This window comes from Aeromonas sp. ANP5 (genome assembly GCF_963870295.1).
Classification (GTDB): domain Bacteria; phylum Pseudomonadota; class Gammaproteobacteria; order Enterobacterales; family Aeromonadaceae; genus Aeromonas; species Aeromonas veronii.
Genome location: NZ_CAWMRY010000027.1, coordinates 56402 through 69785, shown reverse-complemented (window position 1 = coordinate 69785; position 13384 = coordinate 56402). Strand labels below are relative to the sequence as shown.

Genomic DNA, 13384 nt, shown 5'->3' with positions numbered 1-13384 from the left:
CAGTGAGCACAGTCACAGTGATAGGTCGTTTGCTGGATGAGCAAAATCAGCCACTGCGTGGTGCAGTGGTCAGCAACCCTATGGGGCGGGCATTTACCGAAAACGATGGCTTCTTTGCGCTGGAAGCGAGCCGACGACAGCCGCAATTTAGCGTGGAACATAATGGTTTGCTTCAGTGTGATAAATCGACATGGGATAATAGTCGTATGGAAGAGTCAGATATCATGTTGTTGGGTGAATTGAAATGTACGCCTTGGGTGACCAGTAAAAAATAATGGCGTTTGATTGTTCACTATTCAGATGGTCTTTTTATATGAAATTTTGGTTAACAATCGCATTTTTGACACTGTTGTTTTTTCCTGAAATTGCATTTTCGCAAACCATTAAGGTAACTGCTGAATACAAACCTGCCTCCTATGAGACAAGTGGTGGACGGTTTGTCAGTACGACGCCATGTATTAAAACATCTAGTACGATGTGGATGAGATATTGTCGTGGTGAAATAACATCACTTGACAGTCTTCTTTTCTCTATTAGTTACGGGGTGACGCGTACGGCAAAAAAGAGTGTGGAAAATCCTAAGGATTCTATTGTTTATATGCAGTCATTTAGTCAGAAAGAAATGATTGTGACCTCTGCAAAGGGGATTAGCTATCGAGTGTCACTTATTCCTGAAATGTTGGGTGCTCATTTTGATGCGACGATATACCAGGAGACAGCTAAACCTATTTTTTATGATGGCTTTACTAAGCCTAAAGGTGGTTGTAGTTATTTGGATGCGGTAGTCGCCGGTCATTATGATTTTCAAGCATGGATGGTATTATGGGGAAATATCGCAGGTAAATCATGTTACACAGCGTTATCTACAGATGTTGGGGTTACAGTAAAAGCATTATTTTTCGGATTCAAGATAGTCCCCCCTTCACCATTAGATATGCCAAATGGTGTATACAATGGTTCGATAACATTATCGGTGTCATCAAATGGTGATATCAGTTTGGGGAATGGTACATATAATGATACCAAACTGATTATTGATTTGACCCTGACAGTACGCCATCAATTGAAAGTTGACTTTCCAAAAAGTATCAATGAAGGCAAGAGTAATGTTGTTTTGCTACCACCAAATGGATGGAACTACTGGCGCAATGGGAGTAAAAGATCACCAGCATTTTTGCAACAAAAAATACCGTTCCGAATATCATATAGCGCACCTTATACCGTGACATTAAAGTGCCAATACATGTCTGGGCAATCATGTGCATTAAAAGATGCTAATAATCATGAGGTGGCTATTAATACAATGTATATTGATAGTCGCAATCAAATAACTCCTCTTATGACTACGTCTATTAAAAAGTATGGTTTATATGAGAAAGGTCCTGTAGTTGACAAAGAAGAATATATTTTATTTAAGACTCCAGATGAGTCATTTAAACAGATGATGAAATATCCTGGCTCCTCCTTTAAAGGTGATGTGACTCTGATATTTGATGCGGCTATCGATTAGCAGAGCCCGCTGCTTTTGGCATAGTCAAAGAGGGCGCTATCGCTGGTAATACCTAGTCGTATCATGGCGCTCTTTTTCTGGGTGCTGATGGTTTTGACGCTGCGATGAAGGTAGTCGGCAACCTGCGTGACCGACATGCCGCTGGCCAGCAGGCGTACAACTTCGCTCTCTTTGGCTGTCAGTGGGCTGATGTTGTCGTGATGGGCGAGGCCTGCATTGGCCAGCAGTACTTTTACCGCAGGGCCAATATAGCGATGGCCAAGCAATATTTGACGAATGGCATCTGCCAATTCAGTGACGACCGATTTTTTCAATATTAGGCCATTTATCCCGGCCTGAATAAGAGATTGCAATATGGCGTTGTTCTGGATTTGGGTCAGCACAATAATGGGCATATTAGGATAATCCCGACGCAACTGCTGGATCATGACCATACCATCGCAGCGGATATCTCCAGGCATGTTGAAATCGGTGATCAACAGATCGCAATGATGTTGCTGTAATAAATTAAGCAAATCAGATACCTGATATGCCTCGGCGACCACTTCGCAATGAGGGGTTATCTGTTCAATCAGGCTGCGGATCCCTGTCAGAATCAAGGGGTGGTCATCGGCAAGAATAATCTGGAAGGACATGGATGAGCCTCTTATAAAACGGTGAATAATATTCAGGCTATCAAAGCTTACATTTCTATACTACCGTGCGCACCCTATTTTTTCGGGTGCATATATCTCTTTGTAAGTATATTTGAATCGTTATGTCTATATATTCTTCGCTTATATCATTGATCAAACGATTCATAATTATTATCTTCGTTTGTTTCTTGCTACCCGCGATCTCCGTCGCGCAGGTTCCTTCTGTACCAACGATTGAGGTAGGCATATTGGCAGGAGGATGGGGACCCTTTCAGCAGTGGGACGGCAAGGTCGCCGCTGGCTTCAGTGTTGAATTGATGGAAGAATTAGCCAAGAAGCTGGACTACCGGATTGCCTGGCAGGTCTACCCTGACTGGAAAACCATGTATGCCGATGCCTGCCGTGGCAAGCTGGATATCCTGCTCGACGCCTTTAATTCTGAGGTGCGCCAGTGCATCACCTATAGCCTGCCTTACTACACTTCGCCGACCGTGGTGGTGGTGAGCCAGGACAGCCCCCTGTTTCGGGATGTGAGCCGGTTGCAGTCCGCCAGCATTGCCATCGAAAAAGGCTTTCTGACCGAGAAGTTGGTCAAGCTGCACTATCCGAATGTCACGTCACGGCTCTTTGATGATACGCGCCTCGCACTACAGGCGGTTGAACAAGGTCGGGCGGATGCCTATATCGGCAACCTTCATGTGGCCAATCTGTTTATCGAGCGCCACCCAGCGTTGGCGGTGGTTGCCCAGTCTCCCTTGTTGATGGAAACCCTGCATCTTGGCGTCGCCAGCCAGAAACACTCTCTTGCTATCCGGCTTGATACTGCCATTCAGTCGCTGACGGTCGAGGCGCGCAGTGAACTGGAGAAACGCTGGTTGGGGGAGAGCCTGGAGCCCAATTTTATGGGGCACAGTCATTTTTTACTGCGTCCTGATGAGCGAGCCTGGCTCTCGACGTTGCCGCCACTAAAGCTGGGACAGCTTCCCGCATGGGTGCCTCTGTCCTACCGTGATGAGGATGGCAACCCGGTCGGCTTGATGGTGGATTATCTGGACGTGCTGCAAGAGAAGCTGGGGTTGGCATACAGTCGTATGCTGGTGCAGAGCTGGCCCGAACTGCAACAGTTGCTGCTGCATCACGAAGTCGACCTAGCGGTATTACCCGCTCGCATTATCGAGCGGCTGGTGGGTTGGCATGCCAGTGAACCCTTCGCATCATTCCCGATGGTGCTGGTGACGGCGCGCGGTAGTATTCCGATCGGGGATCTCTCTGATCTGGCTGGCAAAAAGCTGTTGCTGACCGACAGTATGCTGATCCCCCAGCTGAGGGCAATGGTGCCTGACCTTAAACTGATCACGACCAAGAGTGCCAGCGAGGGGCTCGCCCGGGTTGCAGCAGGGCAGGGGGATGCCTATATCGGCAATCTGGTGGTGGTTTCCCGTCTTATCACCGAACAGTTTGATGACCGACTTCATATTGCCGCGCCCACCCCCTTCAAGGATGAGTTGGCCGTTGCGGTACGTGAGCCTTACGTCCCCTTGCTGCCCCTGGTCAACCGGGTGCTTGCCAGCATGAGCGACAAGGAGAAGCGCCAGATACGCAACAGTTGGCTGGCGCTCAATTACAGCGAAGGTATCCCCAGAGCGAAACTGGTGCGAACCCTGCTGCCCGCCGGGGTGGCGATCACGCTCTTTATTCTGGTGTTGTCGGTGGCTTACTGGCGGCTGCGTCAGGAGATAGTTCGTCGTCATCAGGTTGAGGCTGCACTTGCCAGAGCCAAGGCCAAGGCGGAGTCTGCCGCTACCCAGAAAGGGGAGTTTCTGGCCACCATGAGCCACGAAATTCGCACGCCCATGAATGGCATTATCGGCATGGCGGAGCAGCTCACCTTTACCGAGCTGACCCAGGATCAGCGCCAGATGGTCGAGGTTATCAACCGCGGTGCCCAGGGGTTGCATGCGCTAATCGACAACGTGCTGGACTTCGCCAAGCTGGAAGCGGGCAAGATGCAGCTCGAAGAGGCTCCGTTTCTTGTCCGGGAGCTGCTCGATAGTGTGCTGATCATGACGGTGAGCGAGGTGCATCGCAAGGGGTTGCGCGTCTATCTCTGGGTGGATGCCGGTGTGGCGGCTCGGGTAAGTGGTGATGCGCTGCGTCTGCGCCAGATCCTCTTCAACTTTGTCAGCAATGCCATCAAGTTCACCGAGCGGGGCTTTATCGAGATCTCGGTGCAATTGCTGTCGAAGGGGGAGGGGCAACAGCAACTGCGCTTCGGCGTGCGCGACACTGGCATTGGCATGAGCGCCGAAGCGCTTGGCCGGATCTTCAATGCCTTTGAACAGGCAGAGAGTTCCACCACCCGCAGTTATGGTGGTACCGGCTTGGGCCTGAGTATTTGCCAGACCCTGGCAACCTTGATGGGTGGCGAGATCCGGCTGGAGAGTGCCCCTGGGCTAGGCACTTTCATCAGCCTTACGGTTACGTTGCCAATGCTGGCACAGCGAGAGCCGGATCTCCGTCTCAATGGCGTGCAAGCCCATATCGATCTCCATGACGAGAAGCTGTGCCACACCCTGCTGTTGCATCTTGATGCCTTGGGGGTAACACGAACGTCGGAGTCTGGTGATGCTCATTTGCGTTTCACAGACCATGAGCTGGCTGGCAACGGGGTCATCCGGGTGCTGCCGCTGGCAACCCCCCTCGGTTATCGTTGTGATGAGGAGGGTTACATCCTCAACAGTAATCCCATGACCTGGCATGCCGTACGTGAAGTTTGCTATCGCCAGTTTGGCTTGAGCGCAGGGACGGCAACGAAAGCGATGCGAAAGAGCGCACCCATGCAGCCCTGTCGGGTATTGCTGGTGGAGGATAATCCCCTCAACCAGTCGCTGGTAATACGCCAGCTCAGGCAACTTGGGATGAACTGCGATGTGGCAGAGCATGGCCAGCAGGCTCTCGAGATGGTCGCGCAGCATCCCTATGAGCTGGTGCTCTGTGACTGTCAGATGCCGGTGATGGATGGTTATGAGTTCACCCGCAGGATACGGGCTGCAGAGAAAGGCGAGCGGCAGCTGATCATCGCCATGACGGCCAATGTGTTACCAGAGCAGGCTCAGCGCTGTTTTGCCGCGGGCATGGACGATCTGTTGGGCAAACCGGTGCTGCTGGATACTCTGCGCCAGATGTTGCAGAAGTGGCGAATCTTAACCGCGCCAACCTTGATTGATATTGCGGCCATGGAGGCATTTTTTGGTCATGGTGACAAGTTGCGGCAGATGTTTCCGCTTTTTCGCCAGGATCTTGAACTGTCGATGGCACAGGCGCCACTTGATGACAATGCATTGGCCAGTTGGGTACATCGTCAGGCGGGGACCATCAGCATGATGATGGCGCCGGAATTGGCTGAACAGGCATGGCGATTGGAAGAAAAAATCCGTCAGTTTGGATCGCCAGCTTGTACAGATGAGCTGACACGCTTTCGTGCCCAATTACAGCAAATCATCGATGAATTGACGTTATTGAGCGAAAGAGAGGGGCATTCAGTTATCCAAGGAGAGCTGGAGTAAGGGGAACTGTTCGCTCATAAAATTACGGGGGCTGTGGCCATTGCCTGCGCTGGCCAGCCATTCCCAATCCAGTTTTGGCGAGCCCGCTTTGAAGCGTTGATAGGCAACGCCCTGATGAATGGTCAGAAAGAGGGTCGTGGGTAGTCCCAGCTTGTTGCTGTAGCGCACCATCAGATCGCCCTGATAGTCGTTGCTGATTCTGACTTTGAGTGCCTGCAGTGTCAGACCGGTGGCGTGACCATGCTCGTCCCAGACTTCAAACATGATTTGAACACTCTGATGTCGATGATGCCACGATGAGCAAGATGGGATGCAATTGCAACTGTCAGATCTGACAATGCCGAAAAAGTGTGAGGGGGATAGCAGAAAGCGAAAACCCGGCGCGAGGCCGGGTTTTCTTGAATGATGGTGGAGGGAGAAGGATTCGAACCTTCGAAGGCAGAGCCGTCAGATTTACAGTCTGATCCCTTTGGCCGCTCGGGAACCCCTCCACAGGGGCAAAGCAAATTGTATTCAGCCATTGCAATCAGGGAAATGGTGGAGGGAGAAGGATTCGAACCTTCGAAGGCAGAGCCGTCAGATTTACAGTCTGATCCCTTTGGCCGCTCGGGAACCCCTCCACGGGGTATTTCCTGATTGTCACTACTTTGCACTTGAATGGTGGAGGGAGAAGGATTCGAACCTTCGAAGGCAGAGCCGTCAGATTTACAGTCTGATCCCTTTGGCCGCTCGGGAACCCCTCCCCAAGTGCGAGGCGCATACTATCAGATCCAGAGGCTTTGTGAACCCCTTGATGAGGCATCTGGCAGTAAAAAATGACTGTTCGTCGATTTTTTGATACATCCAGCTCAAAATTCAAGCTTATCAGCAAGTTGTGCACTGCTTTTCTGCACAAAACAGCATCTGTGCAAGTTGGCGATCGCGCTGAAGAGAAGGCAGATAGCAGAAGACCGCCAGTGTCGGCGGTCTTGCCGGGCATCACATCTAGCGCTGGAACGGGTAGACCGAACCCAGTTTCAGGATCTGGGTCAGCTCGTCCAGTGCGCTGCGGGACTCCTGCACCAGTGCCGGATCCCGCAGGTCATCGAGGGTCAGGCGGTCGCGGTAGTGGCGATCGACCCAGCCATCGAGGCGGGCAAACTGGCTGTCGTTGATCAGGCAGGCCGGATTGACCGCGGCGAGTTCCTGATCGTTCATGGCAACCCGCAGTCGCAGACAGGCCGGGCCGCCACCATTGCGCATGCTCTGTTTCACATCCATATAGTGGACTGCCTTGATCGGGGTCTCCTGCGTCAGCAGCTTGCCGAGATAGGCCGACACCGCCGGATTGTCGCGGCACTCGGTGGGGGCGATGATGGCCATCTCACCGCTCGGCAGGGTGAGGATCTGGGTGTTGAACAGGTAGGATTTCACCGCATCCAGCACGGATACCTCGGCAGTCGGCACTTCGATAAAGTGCAAATCTCCCTCGCCAAACTTGCCGCTGATCTCGGCCAGCACCGCTTCGGTGTTGAGGAACGCTTGCTGGTGGAAGAAGAGCAGGTTCTGGTTGCCCACCGCGATCACGTCGTTATGGAATACCCCCTGATCGATCACCTCCGGGTTTTGCTGAATAAACACCACGCTCTCCTCGCCAAGGCCATGCAGGCGGGCGATGGCCTGGCTTGCCTCCAGAGTCTGGCGGGCCGGGTAGCGCTTCGGCGCCGGGCGGGAGTAGTCAAAAGCGCTGCGGCCATAGACGAACAGCTCGACCCCTGCCTCGCCATAGGCGCGACAGAGCCGGGTGTGGTTGGCTGCCCCCTCGTCGCCGAAGTGGTCATTCTCCGGCAGATGCAGGTGGTGGCTGAAGTGGCGATCATTGTTGAACACGGCGCGCAGGATACGGCCTGTAACGTCCGGCTCCAGAGAGCGGTGAAACTTGTTGGTCAGGTTGGCGGGGGTGAAGTGAATGCGGCCATCCTGGGTATCGGCACTGGGAGAAACGGTGGCGGCATTGGCTGTCCACATGCTGGAGGCCGAATAGCAGGCAGCCAGTACAGCGGGAGCCTGTTTGGCGGCCTGTTCCAGCACCCGGGCATCGTTGCCGGTGAAGCCTAGGCGGCGCAGGGTGGCGAGATCGGGACGCTCTTGTGGCGCCAGTACCCCCTGGGTCATGCCAAGCTCGGTCAGCGCCTTCATCTTGCGCAGCCCCTGCTTGGCGGCCTCTTTCGGATTGGAAGCCTCCTGGGCATTGCTCTGGGAGGCAACGTTGCCGTAGGAGAGGCCGGCATAGTTATGAGTCGGGCCGACCAGACCGTCGAAATTGACCTCGAAGTGCTTCATTGAGTACATCCTTTCGATTTTTATGATGGGTAGCGGTTCCTTCCGCGCGCAATGCGTCGGGGTTGGGCCATTATAAAGAGATTTTATGTTTTTGTAACAAGCTGGTAACCAGCAGACGTTTTTATGTCGTTTCAGATATAAAAAGAGGGGCGGTATGGCAGAAAATTGAAAAAGCGGTTGCGTCCGGCCTGTTGCCTTCGCATTAATAAATAAAGAAGCAATAAAAGAAGCCGTGTGGTTCGGGCTGGTCAGGCAAATTTGCTCACAAGATTGCTTTTTCGCGCCAAATCTCTTATACAGCCCCACAAAACCGCACACCAACCCCGTCGGGTGCAATGAGGATAATAGTTACAGCATGGGCAAATCACTGGTCATAGTGGAGTCTCCGGCCAAGGCCAAGACGATCAACAAATATCTGGGCAAGGACTACGTGGTGAAATCCAGCGTTGGTCATGTTCGCGATCTGCCCACCAGCGGCAGCGCCAGCACCGAGCCCAAGAAACCTGTCATTCGCGGCATCAAGTTGAGCGAATCCGAGAAGGCTGCCAAGGATCGCAAGGCCCTGTTTGCCCGGATGGGTATCAATCCGACCGCTGGCTGGCAGGCCAACTACCAGATTTTGCCCGGCAAGGAGAAGGTGGTCAGCGAGTTGCAAAGTCTGGCCGAGAAAGCCGACACCATCTATCTCGCAACCGACTTGGATAGAGAAGGAGAGGCGATCGCCTGGCACCTGCGCGAGATCATCGGTGGCGACGACAGCCGCTACAAGCGCGTGGTGTTTAACGAAATCACCAAGAGCGCCATCAAGGAGGCGTTTGCCCAGCCGTCCGAACTCAATATTGACCGCGTCAATGCCCAGCAGGCCCGTCGTTTCCTCGACCGCGTGGTGGGTTACATGGTCTCCCCGCTGCTGTGGAAGAAACTGGCCCGCGGTCTCTCCGCCGGTCGGGTACAGTCCGTTGCGGTGCGTCTCATCGTCGATAAAGAGCGCGAAATCAAGGCGTTCGTTCCGGTCGAGTTCTGGGATCTCAATGCCGACCTGCTGACCGCCGACAAGAGCGATCTGCGGATGGAAGTGGTCAGCCGCAACGGGGCCGACTTCAAGCCGGTGACCCAGGCCGAGACCTTTGCCGCTGTCGCAGCCCTAGAAGGGGTCGACTACAAGGTGGTGAACCGGGAAGACAAGCCGACCGGCTCCAAACCGTCCGCGCCGTTTATCACCTCCACCCTGCAGCAGGCGGCCTCTACCCGTCTGAGCTTCGGGGTCAAGAAAACCATGATGATGGCCCAGCGTCTCTATGAAGCGGGTTACATCACCTATATGCGTACCGACTCCACCAACCTCAGCAAAGAGGCGGTTGAGGCGGTGCGTGAATATATCGGCGAGCAGTATGGCGCGGCCTATCTGCCAGCCGAGCCGAATCTTTATGGCGCCAAGGCCAATGCTCAGGAAGCGCACGAGGCGATCCGTCCCTCCAACGTACAGGTGACTGCCGAGATGCTGGAAGGGATGGAGCCGGATGCCATGCGTCTGTACGACCTCATCTGGCGTCAGTTCGTTGCCTGCCAGATGACCCCGGCTCAGTACGATTCCTCCACCCTGACTGTCAAGGCGGGTGAGTTCGAGCTCAAGGCCCGTGGTCGTACCCTGCGCTTCGCCGGTTGGACCAAGGCGCTGCCGCCGATGGGTCGCAAGGGCGAAGATAGTCAGCTGCCGGCGGTGACCGTTGGCGAGGTGCTGAAACTGGTCAAGCTGGATCCGCGCCAGCACTTCACCAAGCCGCCTGCCCGTTTCACTGAAGCTGCGCTGGTGCGCGAGCTGGAAAAACGCGGCATCGGTCGTCCGTCAACCTACGCCTCCATCATCTCCACCATCGTTGATCGCGGTTATGTACGGGTCGAGAGCCGCCGTTTCTTCGCCGAGAAGATGGGCGAGATTGTCACCGATCGTCTGGTGGAGAACTTCGTTGAGCTGATGAACTACGAGTTCACCGCCAAGATGGAAGACAAGCTCGATGGCATCGCCGAAGGGAGCCTTGAGTGGAAGAAGGTGCTGGACGCCTTCTACGCCGAGTTTACCCAGGAGCTGGAGAAGGCCGACAAGGCGCCCGAAGAGGGCGGCATGCGTGCCAACCAGATGGTGATGACCGACATCGACTGCCCGGATTGCGGCCGCAAGATGGGCATTCGTACCGCCACCACCGGCGTGTTCCTTGGTTGCTCCGGCTATGCTTTGCCGCCGAAAGAGCGCTGCAAGAAGACCATCAACCTGGTCTCTGCCGACGAGTTTGTCTCCGCCACTGACGGCGAAGAGGCGGAAACCGAAGCGCTGCGCGCCAAGCACCGCTGCGGCGTCTGTGGCACTGCGATGGATGCCTATATCATCGACGACAGCCGCAAGCTGCACGTCTGTGGTCGCAACCCGGATTGCGATGGCTACGAAATCGAGAAGGGCCAGTTCAAGCTCAAGGGCTACGAAGGGCCGAGCATCGAGTGCGACCGTTGCGGAGCCGAGATGCAGCTCAAGAACGGCCGTTTCGGCAAGTACATGGGCTGCACCAACGAGACTTGCAAGAATACCCGCAAGATCCTGAAAAACGGCGACATCGCGCCGCCGAAGGAGGATCCTGTGCCGCTGCCGGAGCTCAAGTGCACCCAGTCCGATGCCCACTTCGTGCTGCGTGACGGTGCTGCCGGTCTGTTCCTGGCGGCCAGCAACTTCCCCAAATCCCGCGAGACCCGCGCGCCGCTGGTGGAAGAGCTCAAGCGCTTCAAGGATCGCATCTCCGCCAAGCACAAGTATCTGGCCGGTGCCCCGCTCACTGATCCGGACGGCAACCCCGCTATCGTGCGCTTCAGTCGCAAGACCAAGGAGCAGTACGTGATGAGCGAGGTCAACGGCAAGGCGACCGGTTGGACCGCTCATTACGACAACGGTACCTGGCAAGAGAGTTTGCCAAAGGCTAAAAAAGCCTGATGAAAAGAGGCCCCGACAAGGGGCCTCTTTGCTTATGGATAGCGGTATACTGAGACAGCTGCAAGGAGTGCAGCTGTCGTCAATCGCGAAGTAGACAAGGAGGTTGAGATGGAGATTAACGAGATCCGGCCGGGCATGAGCTGCATGACCCGGGAAGGGGCGGCCTATGTGCTGGAGGTTGACCGGCAGAGCTTGCTGGTGCTGCTGCAGCGCGCGGACGAGACCATACCGGTGCAGGTGCGCAGCGACGAGATCCTGGCGCCGCTGGAGTGAACCGGCTGTGATCCCCTCAAAACGGCAGTAGAAAAAGCAGCTCGGCCAGATCGGGCTGCCATTGCCACTCCTTCATTCTGACCCGCCCACCGATCACCACGACCCCCTCCTGCTGCAGGCGTCCCGTCTGTTCGGCAAAGCCTGGCGATCCTTTCGGTAACGAGATAGTGCCCGCTGCGCCCAGCACCCGATGCCACGGCAGTACCTTGTCGGTTTCCCGCAGCACCTTGCCCACCAGTCTTGCCCGTCCGGGCAGCCCGGCCAGATCGGCCACCTGACCGTAACTGACCACCCGGCCTGCCGGGATCAAGGCGATGATCGCTTCGATACGGGCAGTTTTGTTCAATGGGACAGGACTTGATTCAATGCTCATAAACCCGATTCGTCAAAAACAACAGAAGCGCCATTGTGGCGCTTCTGTCATGGGGCTGGCAATGATTCAGCCGAAGGTCTGGCTAAGCCCCTTCAGTTGCTTGGCCCGTTCCAGCAGAGCCTGACTTGAGTGATCGACATCCAGCATCTTCTGACTGTTGGCGTGGGAGTACTCGGAGATCTGGTGGATGCTGCGGCTGATCTCCTCCACTACAGCTTGTTGTTGCTCTGCAGCGGTGGCGATCTGGGTGGAGTGTTCGGTGACCAGCTCTATCTCTGTCAGCACGGTATGGAGGCTGCTGGCGCCCTGGCGGGTCATCTCGGCACATGCGCGGGTCTGCTGCAGGTTCTCCTGCATCATCCCCTTCCAACGTCCCAGCGTGTGCTGGATCTGCTTGATGCTGCCCTGGATCTGCTCGGTCGCCTTGTGGGTGCGGGTCGACAGGGTACGCACCTCGTCGGCCACCACCGCAAAACCACGGCCCTGCTCCCCGGCGCGAGCGGCTTCGATGGCTGCGTTGAGGGCCAGCAGGTTAGTCTGCTCGGCGATGCCCTGGATCTCGCCCATGACACTGCCAATCCGTTCGGATTCGCTGGCGAGCTCTACCGCCGAGTTGAACGCCAGCTCTGCCTGTTTGGCGAGCTGTTCGATCTGTTGCTCGGTCTGGTTCAACTGCTGGTTGGTTTGTTTACAACGATTGCGAGCTTCGTTGACCTGACCGTTGGAGTCCTGAATGTTGCGGGCGATCTCGTGAGCTGTGTTGGCCATTTGAGTCATAGCTGTAGCCATCTGCTGGGTCTGGGCATCTTGCTCGTTGATATCGAGACAGGCCTGATGAGAGGCCTGCTTCAGATTGATGGCCAGGGTTTGCAGAGGTGCCGTGGCATCGTTGATCCGTCCCAATACGGTTCGGATGCGGGCTTGAAGCATCTTGATATGAAAATCGGCAATGGCGCCGGGGTTGTCACCGGAGTAGACCAGCCGGGTCAGACTGTCATATTCACGGCCCAGTTGCTGCAGATAGTGGGGCAGGGCAAAGAGCTCGCGCCAGTAGGCTCCGCCAAGAAGCAACAGGGGCAGCAGCATCAGCAGGACGGTCACAGCCCCTTGGCTGGCGAAGGCCCAGCCCATCATGCCGAGCAGCAGCAGGGTAATGGCCGGGGTGCGCACTCTGGCAAGAGAGGGAAGGTTGTTGCTGTTGCCGCGCTCGGCCTTGAGCAGGGCTTGGTAGGTCTGAGCGGCGATGCGCTTGAATTGGGGCTCGGGCTTGCAGCGTACCGACTGGTAGCCGCTGATCCTGTTGCCTTCGTAGATGGGGGTGACGTAGGCATCTACCCAGTAGTAACGACCATCCTTGCAGCGATTTTTGACGATGCCGCGCCAGGGTTTGCCCTCCTTGAGGCGGGCCCAGAGATCGGCGAAGGCGGCCTTAGGCATGTCGGGGTGGCGTACCAGATTGTGGTTGTGACCGACCAGCTCGTCGGCGCTATAGCCGGCGATGGTGCAAAAAGCCGGATTGGCATAAGTGATCACCCCACGCAGGTCAGTGGTGGAGACCAGTTGTACGTCGGCAGGAAACTCCACTTCGCTATCCAGGGTATGGACATCTCTGCGGGCCATAGGAATACGCTCCGATGTTCTTGTTGATAATGTTGTCGTTGTTATTGTGGCAGATCTGGAGGTGGCCGCAGGCTCGCGCCAGCAGGAGGCAGACCAGCTTCATTGGGG

10 protein-coding genes and 3 tRNA genes are annotated in these 13384 nt (G+C 55.4%); 5 read left to right on the top strand and 8 right to left on the bottom strand.

Annotation, left to right across the window (positions count from 1 at the left end; translation table 11 throughout):
* On the top strand, positions 1-275 hold a 275-nt coding region (locus tag AACT07_RS15440; protein WP_171902774.1), incomplete at its 5' end, for a CS1-pili formation C-terminal domain-containing protein.
* A 38-nt stretch (positions 276-313) separates the two neighbouring features.
* A complete protein-coding gene (locus tag AACT07_RS15435) occupies positions 314-1510 on the top strand; it encodes a hypothetical protein (protein ID WP_139123850.1) in 1197 nt (398 codons plus the stop codon).
* Here the strand turns inward: AACT07_RS15435 and AACT07_RS15430 are convergent.
* A complete protein-coding gene (locus AACT07_RS15430) occupies positions 1507-2145 on the bottom strand; it encodes a response regulator (protein ID WP_069528688.1) in 639 nt (212 codons plus the stop codon). The two genes, AACT07_RS15435 and AACT07_RS15430, sit on opposite strands and share 4 nt — an antisense overlap.
* Positions 2146-2267: 122 nt before the next feature.
* Between AACT07_RS15430 and AACT07_RS15425 the strand changes: the two genes are divergently transcribed.
* Positions 2268-5711, top strand: coding sequence for an ATP-binding protein (locus tag AACT07_RS15425; protein ID WP_253182267.1), 3444 nt, complete (start codon positions 2268-2270; stop codon positions 5709-5711).
* On the opposite strand, the gene AACT07_RS15420 is transcribed toward AACT07_RS15425, so the two are convergent.
* From AACT07_RS15420 to astB, 5 genes are all read right to left on the bottom strand, one after another.
* Positions 5685-5975 (bottom strand): hypothetical protein, encoded by a 291-nt coding sequence (locus AACT07_RS15420; RefSeq protein WP_005353834.1) that lies wholly within the window; start codon positions 5973-5975, stop codon positions 5685-5687. The two genes, AACT07_RS15425 and AACT07_RS15420, sit on opposite strands and share 27 nt — an antisense overlap.
* A 142-nt stretch (positions 5976-6117) precedes the next feature.
* A tRNA-Tyr gene (locus AACT07_RS15415) sits at positions 6118-6202 on the bottom strand.
* 44 nt (positions 6203-6246) lie between these two features.
* Positions 6247-6331: transfer RNA gene (locus AACT07_RS15410), tRNA-Tyr, on the bottom strand.
* Between the two features lie 38 nt (positions 6332-6369).
* Positions 6370-6454, bottom strand: a tRNA-Tyr gene (locus AACT07_RS15405).
* A gap of 241 nt (positions 6455-6695) precedes the next feature.
* Positions 6696-8033 carry an N-succinylarginine dihydrolase gene (gene astB, locus AACT07_RS15400; protein WP_069528684.1) on the bottom strand — a complete coding sequence of 446 codons (1338 nt, stop codon included), beginning with the start codon at positions 8031-8033 and terminating at the stop codon, positions 6696-6698.
* Positions 8034-8388: 355 nt separating this feature from the next.
* Here astB and topA point away from each other — a divergent pair, with 355 nt between their 5' ends.
* Together topA and AACT07_RS15390 are read left to right on the top strand one after the other, a co-directional pair.
* Positions 8389-11010, top strand: coding sequence for a type I DNA topoisomerase (topA, locus tag AACT07_RS15395; protein WP_005362158.1), 2622 nt, complete (start codon positions 8389-8391; stop codon positions 11008-11010).
* A gap of 108 nt (positions 11011-11118) precedes the next feature.
* Complete coding sequence (locus tag AACT07_RS15390; RefSeq protein ID WP_005334891.1) at positions 11119-11283, top strand: hypothetical protein; 165 nt, start codon at positions 11119-11121, stop codon at positions 11281-11283.
* Positions 11284-11299: 16 nt separating this feature from the next.
* On the opposite strand, the gene AACT07_RS15385 is transcribed toward AACT07_RS15390, so the two are convergent.
* Positions 11300-11656 (bottom strand): MGMT family protein, encoded by a 357-nt coding sequence (locus AACT07_RS15385; RefSeq protein WP_069528682.1) that lies wholly within the window; start codon positions 11654-11656, stop codon positions 11300-11302.
* A gap of 66 nt (positions 11657-11722) precedes the next feature.
* Positions 11723-13276: a methyl-accepting chemotaxis protein gene (locus AACT07_RS15380; protein ID WP_069528680.1), complete on the bottom strand. Its 1554-nt coding sequence runs from the start codon at positions 13274-13276 to the stop codon at positions 11723-11725.
* Between the last annotated feature and the right edge of the window lie 108 nt (positions 13277-13384).